21 protein-coding genes are annotated in these 17,908 nt (G+C 68.6%); 10 read left to right on the top strand and 11 right to left on the bottom strand.

What is annotated here, in order from left to right; all coding sequences use genetic code 11:
- The 4 genes from qatB to EPN98_RS16470 all read left to right on the top strand — a co-directional run bounded on the left by qatB (window position 1) and on the right by EPN98_RS16470 (window position 3,805).
- Window positions 1–831, top strand: coding sequence for a Qat anti-phage system associated protein QatB (gene qatB, locus EPN98_RS16485; protein ID WP_293364004.1), 831 nt, complete (start codon window positions 1–3; stop codon window positions 829–831).
- Window positions 828–2,186, top strand: a complete 1,359-nt coding sequence (gene qatC / locus EPN98_RS16480; protein WP_293364003.1) for a Qat anti-phage system QueC-like protein QatC — start codon at window positions 828–830, stop codon at window positions 2,184–2,186. Before qatB ends, qatC begins: the two co-directional genes overlap by 4 nt.
- The gene (gene qatD, locus EPN98_RS16475) at window positions 2,186–2,941 is read left to right on the top strand and encodes a Qat anti-phage system TatD family nuclease QatD (RefSeq protein WP_293364002.1); all 756 of its coding nucleotides are present in this window, start codon (window positions 2,186–2,188) and stop codon (window positions 2,939–2,941) included. Before qatC ends, qatD begins: the two co-directional genes overlap by 1 nt.
- Window positions 2,942–3,004: 63 nt before the next feature.
- Window positions 3,005–3,805, top strand: a complete 801-nt coding sequence (locus tag EPN98_RS16470) for a TIGR02391 family protein (RefSeq protein ID WP_293364001.1) — start codon at window positions 3,005–3,007, stop codon at window positions 3,803–3,805.
- Window positions 3,806–3,883: 78 nt separating this feature from the next.
- Here EPN98_RS16470 and EPN98_RS16465 read toward each other — a convergent pair whose 3' ends face one another.
- From EPN98_RS16465 to EPN98_RS16425, 9 genes are all read right to left on the bottom strand, one after another.
- Complete coding sequence (locus tag EPN98_RS16465) at window positions 3,884–4,279, bottom strand: copper-binding protein (RefSeq protein ID WP_293364000.1); 396 nt, start codon at window positions 4,277–4,279, stop codon at window positions 3,884–3,886.
- Window positions 4,276–7,434, bottom strand: a complete 3,159-nt coding sequence (locus EPN98_RS16460; protein ID WP_293363999.1) for an efflux RND transporter permease subunit — start codon at window positions 7,432–7,434, stop codon at window positions 4,276–4,278. Before EPN98_RS16460 ends, EPN98_RS16465 begins: the two co-directional genes overlap by 4 nt.
- Window positions 7,431–8,900 (bottom strand): efflux RND transporter periplasmic adaptor subunit, encoded by a 1,470-nt coding sequence (locus EPN98_RS16455; protein ID WP_293363998.1) that lies wholly within the window; start codon window positions 8,898–8,900, stop codon window positions 7,431–7,433. The genes EPN98_RS16460 and EPN98_RS16455 overlap by 4 nt, the downstream gene beginning before the upstream one ends.
- Window positions 8,897–10,126, bottom strand: a complete 1,230-nt coding sequence (locus tag EPN98_RS16450) for a TolC family protein (RefSeq protein ID WP_293363997.1) — start codon at window positions 10,124–10,126, stop codon at window positions 8,897–8,899. Before EPN98_RS16450 ends, EPN98_RS16455 begins: the two co-directional genes overlap by 4 nt.
- Window positions 10,127–10,253: 127 nt before the next feature.
- Window positions 10,254–10,547 (bottom strand): hypothetical protein, encoded by a 294-nt coding sequence (locus tag EPN98_RS16445; RefSeq protein WP_293363996.1) that lies wholly within the window; start codon window positions 10,545–10,547, stop codon window positions 10,254–10,256.
- A gap of 128 nt (window positions 10,548–10,675) precedes the next feature.
- Entirely contained in the window at window positions 10,676–11,068 is a 393-nt protein-coding gene (locus EPN98_RS16440; protein ID WP_293363995.1) for a hypothetical protein, read from the bottom strand.
- A gap of 138 nt (window positions 11,069–11,206) precedes the next feature.
- Window positions 11,207–11,407 (bottom strand): hypothetical protein, encoded by a 201-nt coding sequence (locus EPN98_RS16435; RefSeq protein WP_293363994.1) that lies wholly within the window; start codon window positions 11,405–11,407, stop codon window positions 11,207–11,209.
- Between the two features lie 151 nt (window positions 11,408–11,558).
- Window positions 11,559–11,924, bottom strand: a complete 366-nt coding sequence (locus EPN98_RS16430) for a hypothetical protein (RefSeq protein WP_293363993.1) — start codon at window positions 11,922–11,924, stop codon at window positions 11,559–11,561.
- A 389-nt stretch (window positions 11,925–12,313) separates the two neighbouring features.
- On the bottom strand, window positions 12,314–12,730 hold the full coding sequence (locus tag EPN98_RS16425) for a helicase (protein WP_293363992.1): 417 nt from the start codon (window positions 12,728–12,730) through the stop codon (window positions 12,314–12,316).
- Between the two features lie 187 nt (window positions 12,731–12,917).
- Here EPN98_RS16425 and EPN98_RS16420 point away from each other — a divergent pair, with 187 nt between their 5' ends.
- Window positions 12,918–13,172 carry a helix-turn-helix transcriptional regulator gene (locus EPN98_RS16420; protein WP_293363991.1) on the top strand — a complete coding sequence of 85 codons (255 nt, stop codon included), beginning with the start codon at window positions 12,918–12,920 and terminating at the stop codon, window positions 13,170–13,172.
- On the opposite strand, the gene EPN98_RS16415 is transcribed toward EPN98_RS16420, so the two are convergent.
- On the bottom strand, window positions 13,101–13,346 hold the full coding sequence (locus tag EPN98_RS16415; RefSeq protein ID WP_293364022.1) for a hypothetical protein: 246 nt from the start codon (window positions 13,344–13,346) through the stop codon (window positions 13,101–13,103). The two genes, EPN98_RS16420 and EPN98_RS16415, sit on opposite strands and share 72 nt — an antisense overlap.
- Window positions 13,347–13,539: 193 nt before the next feature.
- Window positions 13,540–13,977: a helix-turn-helix transcriptional regulator gene (locus EPN98_RS16410; RefSeq protein ID WP_293364021.1), complete on the bottom strand. Its 438-nt coding sequence runs from the start codon at window positions 13,975–13,977 to the stop codon at window positions 13,540–13,542.
- A gap of 96 nt (window positions 13,978–14,073) precedes the next feature.
- On the opposite strand from EPN98_RS16410, the gene EPN98_RS16405 reads away from it, so the two are divergent.
- The 5 genes from EPN98_RS16405 to EPN98_RS16385 form a co-directional block, all read left to right on the top strand.
- Window positions 14,074–14,304 carry a helix-turn-helix transcriptional regulator gene (locus EPN98_RS16405; protein WP_293363990.1) on the top strand — a complete coding sequence of 77 codons (231 nt, stop codon included), beginning with the start codon at window positions 14,074–14,076 and terminating at the stop codon, window positions 14,302–14,304.
- A gap of 156 nt (window positions 14,305–14,460) precedes the next feature.
- Window positions 14,461–14,832 carry a response regulator gene (locus tag EPN98_RS16400; RefSeq protein ID WP_293363989.1) on the top strand — a complete coding sequence of 124 codons (372 nt, stop codon included), beginning with the start codon at window positions 14,461–14,463 and terminating at the stop codon, window positions 14,830–14,832.
- Window positions 14,833–15,170: 338 nt separating this feature from the next.
- On the top strand, window positions 15,171–15,539 hold the full coding sequence (locus tag EPN98_RS16395; protein WP_293363988.1) for a hypothetical protein: 369 nt from the start codon (window positions 15,171–15,173) through the stop codon (window positions 15,537–15,539).
- A gap of 58 nt (window positions 15,540–15,597) precedes the next feature.
- Window positions 15,598–16,896, top strand: a complete 1,299-nt coding sequence (locus EPN98_RS16390) for a TolC family protein (protein WP_293363987.1) — start codon at window positions 15,598–15,600, stop codon at window positions 16,894–16,896.
- A partial coding sequence (locus tag EPN98_RS16385; RefSeq protein WP_293363986.1) for an HlyD family efflux transporter periplasmic adaptor subunit occupies window positions 16,893–17,908 on the top strand: 1,016 nt, incomplete at its 3' end. The genes EPN98_RS16390 and EPN98_RS16385, both read left to right, overlap by 4 nt.

Here is a 17,908-nt window from a genome sequence, read left to right as displayed (position 1 = left end):
ATGGGCACGTCCAGCGCCTACGGCGGCCCTCAGATCGGACTCATCCCGAGTTGGGTGGACGACCCTGCGGCGGGCGTCGCCGCGCTCGACCCGACCCCGCCCGTCGCGCCGGCGGTTGCGCCGCCGGCGCTGCGCATCACACCCGACGTCAGCGGCGCCGGCTCCTTGCGCGGCGCCAGGACGGCCTTCAACCAGTTCGCCCGGACCGGCAATCGCGACGCCCTGGCGCGGGGCGTCTCGCGCTATGTGCGCGACGGGGTAGGGGGAAGCGACCGCGCCGCCCGGCGCATGGGCGAGGCTCGAGCGTCGGCCGGCCGTCTCCTCGGCGTCGTCCGTGATTTCAGCCGTGACGGCCCGGCGGAAGCGCTGCGCCGAGTGAACCTGGGCGATCTGGCCGGTCGGCCCGCTGAAGATGTCTTCCTCGCGCTGCTCGAAGTCATCTGTCCGCCGGGCGGCTCCCTGGACGAAGCCATCGCCCGCCAGGGCATGCTCGAGGCGATCGACGCCCTGGCCGAGGAGGGACTCGGCCCCTTCGACGACCTGACGGCCGGCCAGCTGGAAGAGTTCTTCCTGGACGTGGTCGCCCGCACGATCGAAGCCCGGATCCTCAACGACATCGGCGCTAAGGGCGTCAGTATTCCCCACGATGTGGGCGCCATCGACAAGCTGCAGGCGCAGCTGCACGACTTCGTGGCCGGCACGGTGCGGAGCGAGTTGGCGGGCCGGCTCGATGGGGTCGCGAGCCTCAGCGACCGGGCCGTTGTCGGCGCCGCGAACGGTATCTATGCGGCCGCGTTCGAGATGCTGGCCATCCTCGGAGATGACGCATGAGGCCGCACAGCGTGGTTTGCAGGCTCGGCGATCGGGACCGGACCCGCATCCCGCCAGCCACCGGGACGCTCAGGACGGAGATCTCGTTCATCAGCGGGGACCGCCGTCTCGATTTCGGCCTCGGTCAGGCCCTGGAGCAACTGGCCGCGGTCGGATTACGGCCCAGCGAGGTCGCGGTCGACCTGGCGGTGCTCGCCGCGGCCCTTACCGCCGCCGATACGCGGGTCAACCGGCATTCCGAGTCCCAGGACGGTTGGACCCGGCAGATCGCCCTGGAGCTTCCGGTCTCCGACCCGGGCCTCTGGGCGTCCGTGGACAGTCTCCTCGTCCAGATGCTGAACTTCCTGACCGGTGATCGCTGGTCGCTGCGCTTCCGCGCCCGCGCCGCGGGGTTGAAGCGACTGGCGCCGGCGCCGACTCGGTTGGCGATGTACCGACCCCCGGACGTCTGCCTGTTCTCAGGCGGCCTCGACAGTTTCATCGGCGCCATAGACCTTCTCGCCGCCGGCCGATCGCCGATGCTGGTGAGCCACTATTGGGACGGGGTGACGAGCGCGCACCAGACCTTCTGCGCCGACCGGATCGAGAAACACTACCCCAAGTCCGGGTTCATGCATCTACGGGCCAGGGTGGGTTTTCCGACCGATGTCGTAGCGGGCTCGGCAGTCGAGAACTCGCTTCGTGGACGCTCATTCCTGTTCTTCGCCCTGGCGGCCTTGGCCGCCGACGCGATCGATGACGACGTGACGATCCACGTGCCGGAGAATGGGCTGATTTCCCTGAACGTGCCGCTCGATCCGCTGCGCCTCGGCTCCCTCAGCACCCGCACGACCCATCCCTTCTACATGGCGCGGTGGAACGAGTTGCTCGCTCGCCTGGGCATCCGCGCGACCCTGCTCAACCGATACCGTCATCAGACAAAGGGCGAGATGGCCCGCGGCTGCGCCGACCAGGCCTTCCTGCGAAAGTCCGCCAAGGAGACGATGTCCTGCAGCTCGCCGGCCAAGGCCCGCTGGTCCGGCGCCCCTCCGCAGCATTGCGGGCACTGTGTCCCCTGTCTGATCCGCCGGGCGGCGCTCCAGGCCGGTCTCGGTGCGGACGACACCGCCTACACCCTGGCCAACCTTCACGCCGGGCCGCTCAATTCGGCGAAAGCGCAGGGGGAGCATGTACGGTCCTTCCAGCTGGCGATCACCCAGCTGGCGGCCCGCCCGCGCTCGGCGCGATTCCGCATCCACCAGCCCGGTCCGCTCAACGACGCTCCGGCCGAGTTGCCGGCCTATGAGCAGGTCTATGTTAATGGCCTGCACGAGGTCGGAGCATTGCTGGCCGGCGTGGTCGCACGGCCCTTCTGATGTCGCCCATCGTCCCTCGACTGATCGACATGCACTGTCATCTCGATCTCTATCCTGATCACCCTGCTCTGATCGAAGAATGCGACCGCCACCAAGTCGCGACCTTGGCGGTGACGACCACGCCGAAGGCTTGGCGGCGCAATATCGAGCTCGCCAGTCGCTCGAGCCATGTCCGCGTCGCACTCGGGCTCCACCCGCAGGTCGTCGCCGAACGGAAGTCAGAGATCGCCCTGTGGGAGGCGCTGCTGCCCGAAGCGACCTATGTCGGCGAGGTCGGGCTGGACGCCGGGCCGCGATTTTACCGATCGTTCGAGGATCAGAAGGCCGTGTTCGAGCGGGTGTTGAGCGCCTGCGCCGAGGCCGGCGGGAAGATCCTCACCATCCATAGCGTCCGCGCGGTCGGCCAAGTTCTCGGCCATCTTGAGAGTCTGTTGCCGCCCGATCGGGGCCGGGCGGTGATGCACTGGTTCACCGGGACCAAAGCCGAGGCGAGGCGGGCGGCGGAATTGGGCTGCTACTTCTCCGTCAACGCCCAGATGCTGCTCCAGCCGCGCCATCGCGAGGTGGTCGCGGCGTTGCCGATGAACCGCCTTCTGTCCGAGACCGATGGACCCTTTACCCAGAATGACGGGCGGCCGAGCCGGCCGGCAGATGTCTCCCGGATGATCCCGGAATTGGCTGCGCTACGCGGGGTCCCGGCTGAGACCATGCGGCGGGCCCTGGTCGACAATCTGAAGGCCCTCGTCACACCATAGCTGGCGCGTCCGCGAAATTGGCGGCCGGGGTCCGCGCCCGGCATCGCAGGGGAGGTCCATGGCGTGGCTGTGTTTTCGCAAATCGAGGTCGAAGGGATCGCGGGCGCCCTGGGCGATACGACGCTGGGGCTGACCGGCACCGAGATCGGTCACGTCCTCAACACCTTGAAGATGGCGGATCCCGATCCCACTGCCAACAAGCGCAATCGGTTGCTGGCGGCCTTCGCCGCCGATCAGAACAAACGCCAGAACCGGACCGCGATCCTCGAAGTCATCAGGCGCGCGATGGCGCCGGTCCGGTGGCTCGGCAAGCGCGAGGGGTACGAGCCCCTGCGACTACGCCTGAACGAGACGCTCGTCTTGATGGGACTGGAAGTCGATGCTGCGGGCAAGCTCTCGAACGTCGCCGTCGCCTCGACCATTGGCGAGGCCGAGAAGCGTGCTCGCGATCTTCGGGCCGACCTGCTGAGGCGCAACGTCCATCCCGACGTGCTGGCTTTCTGCCGACCTGAGTGGGTCGCGGAGAACTATTTCCACGCAGTCTTGGAGGCGGTGAAGAGCATCGCCGACAAGCTCAGGGCGAGGACCGGCCTGATCGACGACGGCGCGCCACTGGTGAACCGCGCATTGGGCGGCGACACGCCGATGCTCGCGATAAATCCTCGCCGGACGAAGAGCGAGCAGGACGAGCAGCGCGGCTTTGCGAACCTGGTGATCGGAACCTTCGGCATGTTTCGCAACCCGACCGCCCACGAGGCGAGGATCCGCTGGGACATGAGCCTGGAGGATGCGGAGGATCTGCTGTCGCTGGTCTCCCTCATCCATCGACGATTGGACACCGCCGCGATGCCGTCTCGTGGCTGAGGAGCGACCAACTCGGGCGGCATACTGTTCTCGTCACGGGACGCCCGGGCGCGGCGCCCGAGCGTCTTCCTGGGTGAGCTATTGCTTCTGAATCGCCGTGATTTCGCCGGCGCCGCCTTGCAGCTTGAGGTCGAAGGCCACCTTGTCGCCGACCTTGACCGACTGGGCTAGCGCCGGAGTCGCCTTGAAGCCCATGGTCATCGCGGGCCACTCGGCCTCGGGAATGGGCGCATGGTCCACGGTGATGGTCCCGGCGGTGGCGTCCACGGCGGTGACCGTCCCCGTGCCCTTGGCCATCTTGGCGTCCGCAGGCATCGCCATGCCCGTCATGTTGGAGCCGGAAGCGACCGGCGCGGCCGCCGCCGGCGCGGGCGGCGCCGCGCCAGCCTCGACCGTGGCCGCCTCCTTCTGGCCGCAGGCGGCGAGGGTTCCGGCCAGACCGAGAGCGGCGGCGGTGAGGATCAGGTGCTTCATGGGGTTTCTCCTTGGGTTGAAGCGGTGAGGGGAGGGTTGGCGGGCCATCGGCGGCGCAGCAGCAGGTATCCCGCGGGGATGACCAGCATCGAGAGCAGCGGCGCGGTCAGCATCCCGCCGATCATCGGGGCGGCGATCCGGCTCATGACTTCGGAACCGGCGCCGTGGCCGATGAGGATGGGCGCGAGGCCGGCCAGGATGACGGCCACGGTCATGGCCTTGGGGCGGACGCGGAGCAGGGCGCCTTCGCGTACGGCTGCGGTCAGGTCGTCGCCGCTGGGATTGGGACCGCGGTCCGCCAGCGCGTGCTTCAGGTAGATCAGCATCACCACCCCGAACTCAGCCGAGACGCCGGCCAGCGCGATGAAGCCGACGCCGGTGGCGACGGACTGGTGGAACCCGAGCAGGTAGAGCGCCCAGATGCCGCCGGTCAGCGCGAAGGGCAAGGTGGCCATGATCAGGGCCGCCTCGTCGAAGCGGCCGAAGGTGACGTAGAGCAGGACGAAGATGATCAAGAGCGTCGCCGGCACGACGATCTTCAGCCGCTCGACGGCGCGCTGCAGATATTCGAACTGGCCGGAATAGGCGATCGAGACGCCCGGCGAGAGCTTGACGTCCTTGGCCACGGCGCGCTGCAGGTCCTGGACGACGGCGTTCAGGTCGCGGCCGCGCACGTCGATATAGACCCAGGTCGAGGGCCGCGCGTTCTCGGTCTTCAGCATCGGCGGACCGTCGGCGATCTCGATCTTCGCCACCGTGCCGAGCGTGATCTGTTGGCCCGCGGGCGTCAGGATCGGCAGGCTTCGCAGGCCCTCCAGGCTGTCGCGGATCTCGCGCGGATAGCGGACATTGATCGGATAGCGGGCCAGCCCTTCGACGGTCTGGCTCACCGTCTCGCCGCCGATCGCGCCGGAGACGATCTCCTGCACGTCGGCGATGTTGAGGCCAAAGCGCGCGGCCGCGGCGCGGTCGATGTCGACATCGACATAGCGCCCGCCCGTCAGCCGCTCGGCGAGCGCCGAGCTGACGCCGGGGACGCGCTTGGCCACCGTCTCGACGTCGTGGGCGATGCGGTCGAGCTGGGCGAGGTCAGCGCCCGAGACCTTCACCCCGATCGGGCTCTTGATGCCGGTGGCCAGCATGTCGATGCGGTTGCGGATCGGCGGCACCCAGACATTGGCGAGGCCGGGGACCTTCACGGTCCGGTCCAACTCCTCGACCAGCTTTTCGGGCGTCATGCCGGGCCGCCACTCGCTCCGCGGCTTGAACTGGACGGTGGTCTCGAACATCTCCAGCGGCGCGGGATCGGTGGCGCTCTCGGCGCGGCCGGCCTTGCCGAACACGCTCTTCACCTCCGGCACGGTTTTGATCAGGCGGTCGGTCTGCTGCAGCAGTTCGCCGGCTTTCTGCGCCGAGATCCCCGGCAGGGCCGAGGGCATGTAGAGCAGGTCGCCCTCGTCCATGCTCGGGATGAACTCGCCGCCGAGCTGGCTGAGCGGCCAGGCGGTGGTGGCGAAGGCCAGGGCGGCGATGAGCAGGGTCACCCTCGGCTTGCGCATCACCCAGTCCAGCACCGGCCTATAGGCCGCGGTCAGCCAGCGGTTCAGGACGTTGCTGTCCTCGCGTGGGATGCGGCCCCGGATCAGGTAGCCCATCAGCACCGGGACCAGGGTCACCGACAGGATCGCCGCCCCGGCCATGGCGTAGGTCTTGGTGAAGGCCAAGGGCGAGAAGAGGCGCCCCTCCTGGGCCTGCAGGGTGAAGACCGGGACGAAGCTGAGGGTGATGATCACCAGGCTGAAGAACAGGGCCGGCCCGACCTCGGCGGCGGCGTCGGTGATGACCCGCCAGCGGGTCTCGCCTTTCAGCGTCTGGTCTGGATGGTCGTGTTCCCAGCGTTCGATCTTCTTGTGGGCGTTCTCGATCATGACCACGGCGGCGTCGACCATGGCCCCGATGGCGATGGCGATGCCGCCGAGCGACATGATGTTGGCGTTGACGCCCTGGATCCGCATGACGATGAGCGCGAACAACACCCCCAGCGGCAGGGTCAGGATCGCCACCAGGGCTGAGCGCACGTGCCAGAGGAACAGGGCGCAGACCAGGGCGACGACGATGAACTCCTCGATGAGCTTTTCGCGCAGGTTGCCTATGGCCCGGTCGATGAGCTGCGAGCGGTCATAGGTCGTCACCACCTCGACGCCGGGCGGTAGGCTCTTCTTCAGCTCGACGAGCTTGTCCTTGACCGCGGCGATGGTCTCCCGGGCGTTCTTGCCCGAACGCAGGATGACGACCCCGCCCGCGACCTCGCCCTGACCGTCCAACTCGGCGACGCCGCGGCGCACTTCTGGCCCGAGCTGGAGGGTCGCCACGTCGCCCAGCCGGACGGGGACCCCGCCCGCCGCCGTCTTCAGCGGGATGGCGCGGAAGTCGTCGAGGGTCTTCAGATAGCCCGAGGCGCGGACCATGTACTCGGCCTCGGCCAACTCCAACACCGAGCCGCCCGTCTCGCTGTTGGCGCGTTGGATGGCGTCTGAGACCTGGGCGTGGGTGACGCCGTAGGCGGCGAGTTTCACCGGGTCGAGCACCACCTGGTATTGCTTGACCATGCCGCCGATCGAGGCGACCTCAGCCACGCCCGGCAGGCTCTTCAGCTCATAGCGCAGGAACCAGTCCTGTAGGGACCGGAGCTGGGCCAGGTCGTGGCGGCCGGTCTTGTCGACCAGGGCATACTCATAGACCCAGCCGACCCCGGTGGCGTCTGGACCCAGCGCCGGCTTGGCCGTGTCCGGCAGGCGGCTCTGGACCTGATTGAGATATTCCAGCACCCGCGAGCGGGCCCAGTAGAGGTCCGTCCCGTCCTCGAAGATCACATAGACGAAGCTGTCGCCGAAGAAGGAATAGCCGCGCACCGTCTTGGCGCCCGGCACCGACAGCATGGTGGTGGTCAGCGGATAGGTGACCTGGTTCTCGACGATCTGCGGCGCCTGGCCCGGATAGGGCGTGCGGATGATCACCTGCACGTCGGAGAGGTCGGGGAGGGCGTCGACGGGCGTGGAGCGCAACGCGACCAGGCCGGCGGCCAGCAGCGCCAGGGCGCCGATGATGACGAAGAAGCGGTTCTTGACCGACCAGCGGATCAGGGCGGCGATCACCGGGCCGCCTCCTTGACGAGGCGGCGCACGACGGGGCCGTCCGGCCGCTGCTCGAAGCCGAACGCCACCTGGTCGCCGACCTTCAGGTCCTTGGCCAGGGCGGGTGGATCGAGCTTGAAGGTCATGGTCATGGCCGGCCAGCCGATGGCTGGCACGGGTGCGTGGCTGAGCGTGATCGAACCGGCCGACAGCGCCTCGATGCGGCCGCGGCTCTCGTAGAGGGTGGACGCGGCCTTGGTCGCAGGCGCGGACGCAGCGCCGAGCGGCTTGGCCTGGATGCCGGCGAGACTGGCTTCGGAGTCGATCAGGAACTGCCCGGAGGCGACGACCTTCTGGCCCTCGCTCAGGCCGGCGAGGATCTCCGTCCGTCCATCATCCTCGCGGCCCGGCTGGACCTCGACCGGCTGGAAGCGGCCGCCCTCGCCGGCGACCATGACCAGGACCCGCTTGCCGGTGCGGATCACCGCCTCGGACGGGATGAACAGGGCCGGCCGTGCCGCGCCGCCCACGTGGACGGTGGCGAACATGCCCGGCTTGAGCCGGCCGCCTGGGTTGGCGAGTTCGACGCGCACGGTCAGGGTGCGGCTATCGGCCTGGGTGGTCGGCAGGATCGCGGTCACGCGGCCATTGAAGGCTTCGCCCGGAAAGGCGGCGAGCTCGGCGCCGACCGGCTGGCCGACGCGGACCTGCCCGGCCTGCGCCTCGGGGACCGCGGCGTTGAGCCAGACGGTCGCCACGCCGGCGATCTGGGCCAGGGTCTGACCCATGCTCACCGTCATGCCCTGGCGCACGTCCAGCGTCTGGATGACCCCGCCCATCGGCGTGGCGACCGTGACGACGTTACGCGGACGGCTCGACCGGGCGACCTGGTCGATCAGGCCCGGCGGCATGCCCAGCAGCATCAGCCGCTGCCGGGCCGCCGCCTCCAGCGCCGGGTCTCCGGCGCGGCGTACGGCGAGATATTCCACCTGGGCGCCGCCCCATGAGGGTATGAGCAGATCGGCGATCGGCGCGCCGGCGGCGACCACGTCGCCGGGCGCGCGGGCATAGACCCGCTGCACGAACCCGGCGGCCTTGGCCTGGACGATGGCGACATCGCGCTGGTTGAAGTCGAGGACACCCGTGGCGTCGAGGTTCTGGGCGAACTCGCCACGCTGGACGCTAACCAGGCGCACGCCGAGGCTCTGGACGGCGGCCGGATCGATCCGCACGCCGCCCGCGCCGGTCGGGCCTTCATCGGCGTAGCGTGGCTGGAGCTGCATATCCATGAACGGCGACTTGCCCGGCTTGTCGAAGTGCTGGGCCGGGACCATCGGGTCGTACCAGTAGAGCACCTTGCGGTCGCTCGACGCGGCGGCTGCGGCGGTCGGCGCCGGCGGCCTTCCGAGTTGCGCCAGACCATAGCCGCCGGCCGCGGCCAGGACGGCGATGACGGCGGCCGACAGGACGAGTTGAGCGCGGTTCATGGGGCGTCGCTTCCGTAGGTCAGGACGATGCGGACCGCGTCGCGCTGGACGTCGGCTTCGCGGTCGAGGAGATCGATCTTGGTCTCGGCCAGGGCCAGAAAGGCGCCCAGCACATCGGACAGGCCGGCGGCGCCGGCGGCGTAGCTGGCGGTCTCCAGATCTGCGCGGCGAGCGGCGAGCGGCTCCAGCGTCTGGCGCGCGCGCATCATCCGGTCATGGTGCATCGTATGGTCGGCGAGGTCGGCCTCGAGCGAGGCGGCCAGGCCACGCCGCGCCGCCTCGCGTTCATAGCGCACGCGGGTGGCGCTCGAAGCGCGGGCGGCGATCGCGGGATCCTGCCGGGTGCGGCCGAACAGCGGCAGGCTGATCGCCGCGCCGACCGAGATCATGTCACCGTACATCGGATCGCGACGCTGGTAGGTCACGTCCCAGCTCCAGTCGGGACGCTTACCGGCCTTGGCCAGCGCCACGTCGGCGTCGGCCTGGCGGCCCATGGCGTCATAGGCCTGGAGCGACGGATGGGCGTCGAGGCCGGCGCGCAGGCGGGTGGGATCAATGCTGTAGCGGGGCAGGTCGCCGGTGACGTCTGCGGTCGGATCGCCGGTCCAGCGGATCAGCTCGGCGCGGGCCTTGCTGACGGCGGCGACCAGGTCGGCGCGCCGGTCGCCCAGCGCGGCGGTCAGTTGTTCGGGCTCCAGGGCCTGGCTCGGGCGCGCCGAGCCTGAGGCCAGCTGCGACGGGGCGCTGGTCCGCAGCGGCGCGAGCGCGCGGTCGACCTCGTCCAGCGCAGCTAGTCGCCTCTTCGCATAGTAGAGATCGATCCAGGCCAGGGCCGTGTTCAGACGGACGTTGCGGGCCTCCGCCGCCAGGGCGTTTTCGGCGACGCCGATATCGGCGGCGGCCCGTTCACGGGCGGCCGCGCGCTTGGCGCCGCTGGGCACGTCCTGGGTCACGCCGACGGTAGCCATGGTCATGCTGTCGCGGCCGAAGGTTCCGGCCGGCGGACCCGAGATCGGGAAGTTGCCGAGGCCGACCGCGAGCTTCGGATCGGGCAGCCGGCCCGCGGCGATCGCAGACGATCTGGCCGCCGTGATGTCAGCGCCCTTGGCCTCGAGGCTGGGCGCGGTCTGGTCGGCGAGCTTGAGCGCTGCGTCGAAGGTCAGCGGCGCGGCCTGGGCGGCGCCGGCGGACAGCGTCGCCCACATCAGTGGAAGAATAAGGCGCATCATGGTTTCCCGCTGGAAAGCTGCTCGGAACCGAGGGGCGAGCCGGAAGCGTCGGCGACGTCGTGAGCCGCCGACGCCCCTCCGTCCCCGCGCCCGGGGATAAGTCAGGCGCAGGGTTTGGAAGCGGCTAGCCCTTCGGCGACGTGGTGGGAACGCCCATCGTGGTCATGCACATGTCGCGCATGGCCGCGTCGCCCTTCATCATCGGGCAGTCGCAGTTGGCCATGCGCATGCGTGCGGCAGCCTCCGGCGTCCTCGGCACCTTGATCAAGGTGCGGAAGACATCGTGCGGGTTCGAAGACGGCGGCGAGGTGCGATAGGTGAAGTCGCCTTGGGGCTCCGACTGGGCCGCGAAGGCCGTCGCCGAGAGGCCGAGAGCCAGCGCCGCGGCGCCGATCGCGATGAGATTGCGGGAGGTCATGGGACCATCCTCCATTCCGATTTGAGCGCCCGCCGTGAAGATTTCGGACGGGCAATTCTGGGCTGACGGCGTCATGCACACGTCGGCGGGCGCTCAAGGCGAGCCCACGCCGACGCTGACGCCTGCGGTCAGGCCAGCGGTCTGGGAGGGTGGTAGAGGCGGGGCGCGGTGACGCCCTCGCGCATCTGGTCGATGCTGGCGAAGGTCACACTCTCATAGGCCGCGGGGCCGAACACGCCGATCGAAGCCGGGGGCGGCGTCGCCACCGTCGCGCAGCCCATCTTGCCGATGCAGTCGGCCGTCATGCCCGTGCAGGGCGCCTGGATCGGCGCCTTGGCGGCTGGCGCCTTGGCCATGCCCGGCATGTCGGCGCAGTTCATCATGGCTGGCGCAGTCTGAGCAGCGGCCGAGACGACGTCCGTCATAGCAGTCATGGTCATCGGCATGGCGCGCGCCGACGTCTGGCCGATAAAGCCCGTCAGGGCGAGCACCACGAAGAGACTGCGGATCAGGTTCCACATGAGACGACAGACCTAGGCCAGGCTCCGAGCTTGGGCAAGTTTCGTTTCGGTAAGGTAGCCGGCACGGCGTTAAGGGAGCCTTGCACGAAGGCGCCGACCCCGGCATGGCGCCCTTGGCGGGCGCCATGCCGCTGGCCGTCAGCGAGGACGCTCTTGCTCGACCGCGGCGGCGTCTGCCGCAAGCGGCGTCCTGACCACGGTGCGGAAGACGTCCTTGGCGTTCGAGGGCGGCGGCCCGATGCGGTAGGCGGACGCCCCGTCCATTCCTGAGGCGGCGCAGGCCCCGATCGCCAGCGGCAGGCTGAGCGTCAGGGCGGTGAGGATTAAGCGAGTGATCATGGGGGTTTCCCCGAAATCTATGGTTTCGCCAGACGGTCGGGCCGTCTTGGCGGGACGACGCCGGGGCGGAACCAGGTCTCACGCCTGACAGTCCAGGCGCGCGACCGCACCACCAGCGGCGCGGCGGAACCGACGGCGGCCGCCGTCGGCTTCAGGCCAGCGATTTCGGAGGTCGTTCAGGCCCAATGAGCACGTGGGAACGCCAAGCCGAACTTTTCGGCGGGTCGAGCGTCATGGCGGTTTGGAATACCGCGATGCTCGACAGCGCCACTAGAACAGCCAGGCCGCTCGTGCAGGTCATCGAACAGGTCTTGGCGCAGCCGTTTAACACCTTGTCGCAACACGGATCGGACTTGACGGGCGCGACGTGCCGATCGGCGGACGGATCCATCGACGCCATGCTGGACGTGGCGCCCTGGGGGCTATCCATGCCGCAGGCCATCGGCGCCGCCGAAGCGGTGATCGGGCTGGCCGCGAGGGCCAGAAGGGCAAGAATGGCGATAAGAATGCGCGCCATGAGACCATTTTCCGCCCGTCAGGCCGTCCATTCCCCATCGGGACGTCGAACGACGCCGCCCCGTGGGATTACGCGCGACTGCGTGGCCCATGCCCATCAGCGCGAGCGTGATCCCGCTGAAGGCCTGGAACACCGGACACCCCGGCGGCCTCCCCACGCTGCACGCCAACGGCGCGGCGGAGGCCTCAGCCGCCTTGAAGATCTGATCGGGGAGGTGACCCAGCGTATCCCGCACCGCGCCATCGGCCAGGCCATTGATCTCGTCATCCACATTTCCCGCACCCCTGGCGGCCGTAGAGTCTCAGACATCGTGCGGGTGACGGGCTGGGGGAGGGCGGCTACGAGTTGTGGGCCGCTTAGGCGCTGCGACTCGCGCGGCCTACGGCGTGTCAGGCTTGCGGGGACAAAGCCTTGAGATCCTGAAGGCAGCCGGTGATCAAGGCGTAGGCCTCGGGTTGGTCGTGGCTCCAGATCAACCGCTCCACCACGGCCAATCTGGCGACGACCGAGGGGAGGTTCGCGGAACGGGTCGGAAGGCTGTCTAGGAGCGCTTCACGCTGTTCGAATAGAAGATCGAGGCAACCGTCGATGTCGTGCAGTTCTCGCGACCAGGGCAGCGCCTGCTGCTCGGCCGGGCTGAGCGTGAGCCAGCCGTGTTCCCGGGCCAGCCAGGCTTCAAGTTTCGCCCAGCGATCTTGAAGACGTTCGATACGCCCGTTCAGATGCAGCCAGCGGGCGCACTGCCGCGTGGCGTCGTCGGGTACAGTTGGCGTGGTTGGCGCTGCTAAGGCGGACTGTGGGGCCAAGGCGGCGACTGAGGTCCCGCCAAGGACGGCTCTTCGGGACATTCGAGGCAGGCGCAGGCTCTCGCCCCCGGTCTCTCGACGCGAGCCCATGACCAAGCTTCTCCGGCTGTGTTAGTCTTTTAGTATCGAGGATCACTCCGAAAGATCAATCTAAAAATACCATGCGTGACGTTAAAAGTGCTCCAAGATGGTGACGGCCTCGCAAATCCGTGCGGCGCGCGCGCTTCTGGGCTGGAATGGCGCCGAACTCGCGCACGCCGCGGGACTATCCCTCCAAACAATTCGGCGCATGGAAAGCGAGCTGGGCCCTGGCCGTAGTTCGGCGGCCAATGTCGATGCGGTCCAGCGCGCTCTTGAGACCAACGGGGTGTTATTTCTGGGCGCAGACGAAATAGGCGGACCGGGCGTCCGGCTCCGGGGCGCTGAACGCCAGGGTGTCTGACGGGGCGCTGGCATAGGCCTTCTGGAGTGTCTGGCGGACGCCGGGGGCGCTCAGGACGACGGCTTCGTTCTCGGCGATAACGGGGTTGTCGGCCTTAGGGAAGCGCTTGGCCTTGTGGTCGAGGTAGACCTGCGTGCCGATGAAGGCCTGGACGGTCGGGTCCTGCGGCAGCAAATAGCGCGATCGGCGCCGCTACGCACGCGGTCGGTAGCGCTCGATCGCCAAGTAGGCGGCTATGGCCAAGCCGGAACCCACGACCCAAAACGGCATCCATGCGGAGGCGTCCGTGAGGATGCAGGCCATCACGCCGCCGAGGCCAGCGAGGGGCATCGCTTAGAGTAGGTCTCTGCGACGAAACTTCACTTGCTCACTCAGGCTTTGACCGGCCCTTGGGATTGGGCGACGGGTCATCATTGGCGGCGATTTCCCTGGCCAGGTCGGCGAGACCTTTTCGGACGCTTCGCCTTCGGATGCTCAGGAAGGCCTCCGCCAGCGCCTTGCCGTTGGGTTCCGCGAGAAGCTCCTCGACCACGCCGCTCCAGGCCTTCGCATAGGCGTCGCCATCGGGCGTCGCCGGATCCCTCAGACCTTCGAAGAAATGACTGACCGGCACCCCCAGACATCGGGCGGCCTCATAGAGTTTTGAAGCGCTGATGCGGTTCGCCCCACGTTCGTATTTTTGGACTTGCTGGAAGGTCAGGCCAAGACCGCAGGCCAAGCGTTCCTGGCTCATGCCGAGCTGCCGACGCCTCAGCCGAAGGCGATTGCCGACGTGGATATCGACCTGAGCTGGCTCCGAGCCCATGTGAAACCTCTTCTCGGGGGCCAAATCCAACCGCCATCCCACTGATAGGACATATATGTCCTAGAAGTTGTCGACGCACCGTTAAATCCATCGTGCATGAATTGGAATAGGGTCGTCGGGCGCAACGTGCGGCGTCTCAGGTTGGCGCGCAAGTTGACCCAGGAGGACCTTGCCGGGGAGGCTGGCCTGGCCATGCGGCACTTGGGGCGGATCGAGCGTGGGACCAGCAGTCCGACGGTCGCCATTCTGGCGCGGCTCGCAGAGGCCATGGGCGTAACGCTAGCAGACTTCTTGGCGGCTGAGGATTTACCTAAGTCGGGCCAGTGACGCGCGCTTGGGCCTCAGACCTCCCGCAACTGGAAACCGGGCAATTTGATACGTCGCGCCGCTTCTTGGTGATCGCGGCTACGAAGTCGCTGGCGGAGATTCCACAATTGATTCATCCTTCTAGGCGCAAGCTAAAGGGGCCAGGGGGATAACGCCGTGGGCTGGGCGCTCGGACGTCATGTACTGATCATCGAGGACGAGGCTCTGATCTCAATCGAGATCGAGGCGCTTCTCAGTGACCAGGGCTTTGAGAGCTTTGATTGGGCGACATCGCCGCGTCAGGCTCTGCAGTGCGCGAAAGACCATCGCCCCGACCTGATCACCGCGGACCTGCGGATCCTCGATGGCACCGGCCTTGAGGCGGTTGACGCAATCCTGGCTGAGATGGCTGACATTCCCGTGGTGTTCGTGACCGCGAATTCGGACATGCTGAACGGGCAGTCGCAATTTCCCGTGGTCACCAAGCCCATCATGCCGGCGCAGCTAACTGCGGCGTGCCAACGGGTGTGTCAGCAAGCCGGGGTCTGATACGTGACATCTCTATCCGGCTACAGACATTTCGCGCCTAATATATCTTATGCGAAATCAATGGCGTGGAAGGCCTGTGGGGCAAGGCGTTTCCCGATCTGCTGTGGATCGACGTTATCAGAAAACTGGTTCCGCTTGACTGACGACGTCAGGCCGCCAGAGGCGCGCGAGATCCTCAAACTCTGAGCGAAACCTATAACAGAGACATCACCTGCCGCCGCCATACGCTACCGGCGGTTCAGGTTTCCGGCTTGCTACGAGCGTTTCGCGTCCCTAAGCAGGACACTATGGGACGGGGTCTAACACCGCCAGCACGATCATGGCTCGCGACGCTCTGCGTGGCGCTCGCGGTCGTGTTCGCGGCGATGTCGGCCGCCGGCGTCGTGAACCGTGTCCAGCACGCCGCGCAAACACCCCATGAGCATGACATGCAGCTCACGCTCATCGCAGGGGAGGACAACCACCAACCAGATCACCAGAGCGACGGTGATCGGGACAGCCCAGGTCAGTCCCCTAACAATCACCAATCCGGCCCTGGCCACCACCATGTCGATGGACCTACAGGCTCAATCAACAGCACCGGCGAAACCGACGCCTTGGTGTTGATCGTGGCGGTTTCCCAGCCCTACCTTGGCGACGCCTGTGCCAGGGGAGTCAGGCCTGGAGGCCTGGAACGCCCTCCCAAGGCCAACGCAATCCGCGTCTGAAACGCCCGCGTCTCGTGATGCGGCGCGCCCTGTCACGACCGTTTGCGAGACATCTCCCATGCCTACGATTTCTGGCGCACCCTGGCCGCCGCGCCCCCGCGCCTGGCTGGCCGGCGCAGCGCTCGCCGCGGGCGTCCTGGCCGCCTCCGGCGCCGGCGCTCAAACCCCGGCGCCGCTCAGCCTCTCCGAGGCCCTGGCGCGCGCCGCGGCCTTCGACCCCAGCCGCGCCGCGCTTGACGCCCGTGTCCTCGCCGGTCAGGCGGCGATCCGGCAGGCCGGCCTGAAGCCCAACCCGACCCTCGGCGTCGAGCTGGAGAACTTCGCCGGGACCGGCGCCTATTCCCTCGTCGACCGGACCGAATCCACCGTCTCCTACCAGCAGACGCTGGAGCGCGGCGGCAAGCGGGAGGCGCGCACGGTCCTGGCGCGCGGCCAGCTGGAGGTCGCGCGCTGGCGCGGCGCCGTCCGGACCCTGGATGTGCTGCGCGACGTGCAGGTCGCCTACGCCGAGGCCCTGGCTGCGGACGCCGAGCTGGTGATCGCCGACGCCCGGCTGATCGCCGTGCAGGGCGCCCAGCGCGACGTCGACCGCCGGGTGAAGAGCGCCCGCGACCCGTTGTTCGCCGGCAGCCGGGCGGAAGCCGTCACCGCCCAGGCGGAGATCGCCCGCGACGAGGCCCGCGCCGCCGCCGAGGCCGCGCGCGCCCGGCTGGCCGCCTATTGGGGCGCTGGCGCAAACTACAGCCTCGACCTCAAGCTGTTCTTCGAGGTGCCCCCGCCGGTCGCCGCGCCCACCGCCGAGGTCGCCGACCTGCAGTTGCTCACGGCCGAACGGGACCTGGCCATCGCCGCGGTCCGCGTGGAGCAATCCAAGACGGTGACAGACCCGACGGTCCGCGCCGGGGTGCGCTACCTGGGCCAGGGCGACGACGTGGCCTTCGTGGTTGGCGGGTCCATTCCGCTTCGGCGCTACGACACCAACAAGGCCGGCGTCGAGCGCGCCCAGGCCGAGCGCACCGCCGCCGAGGTGGAGATCGAGGCGGCGCGGCTCTCCCGCGAGCGAGAGATCGCCCGCCTCACGCGCCGCATGACCGCGTCCGCCCGTGAGTCCGAGCGCATCCGCACCGAGGTGATCCCGGCCGCCATCCGCGCGGTGGAGCAGGTGCGCGCGGGCTTCACTCGCGGCGGCTTCCAGTACCTCGATGTCGCCGAGGCGGAGCGCGCCCTCTTCGACGCCCGCGCCCGCCGCCTCGCGGTGCTCAGGCAATACCATCTCGATCAGGCCGCCCTCGACCGCCTCACCGGCCGCCACGCCGCCTTCGTCACCCAGACCGCCAGCGCGGAGCCCCGCCGATGAACACCCTCTCCTCCTCCAAGGCGGCCTCAGCGCCGCTGTTCATCCTCCTGACAGCCCTGGCGCTGACCGGCTGCGGCGAACCGGCCAAGCCGGCGGAGGCGCCCGGCCATGCCGCCGCTCCGGAATACGAGCGCGGCCCCCACCGCGGCCGCATGCTCCGCGACGGTGAGTTCGCCCTGGAGGTGACCATCTTCGAGGACGGCGTGCCGCCCGAGTTCCACGTCTACGCCTACCGCAAGGACAAGCCGGCGGACCCCAAGGCCGTGCAGCTCACCGTCGAGCTGGGGCGACTGGGCGGCCGGACGGACCGCTTCGCCTTCACCCCGCTGGAGGACTACCTCCGCGGCCAGGGCGTGGTGGCCGAGCCGCACTCCTTCGACGTCAAGGTCACCGCCGTCGAAGGGGGCCGCACCCACCGCTGGGCCTATGCCTCCTACGAGGGCCGCACCACGATCTCGGCGCAGGCCGCCCAGGCCGGCGGCGTGAAGAGCGAGCGCGCCGGACCGTTCGCCATCGCCGAACTCATCGACCTCTCCGGCCGGGTGGAGATCGCCCCCGAGGGCAAGGCCGAGGTCCGCGCCTGGTATCCGGGCCGGGTCATGTCGCTTGCCGCGGAGCTGGGCCAGCCGGTGCGCAAGGGCCAGGTGCTGGCGCGCGTGGAGTCCGCCAACAGCCTGCAGACCTATCCGATCCCGGCCCCGATCTCCGGCGTGATCGTCGAGAAGAACGCCAATGTCGGAGGGGTGGCCGGCGAACAGCCGCTCTACGTCGTCGCCGATCCCAACCGTCTCTACGCCGGGTTCTTCGTCTATCCGCGCGACGCCGAGCGGGTCCGCGTCGGTCAGCCGGTGGAGGTCCGCAGCCTGTCGGGCGATGCGCGGGTCACCAGCTGGGTCGACGCCGTGCTGCCCACCGCCGACTTCGCCAGCCAGACCCTGGTGGCCCGCGTCCCGATCCGCGGGGGCGAGGCCTGGCGTCCAGGCCTCGGCGTCGAGGGCGCCTTCGCGGTCAA

The organism is Phenylobacterium sp., assembly GCF_004299445.1.
Classification (GTDB): domain Bacteria; phylum Pseudomonadota; class Alphaproteobacteria; order Caulobacterales; family Caulobacteraceae; genus Phenylobacterium.
This window is presented reverse-complemented; position numbering and strand designations above follow the sequence as displayed.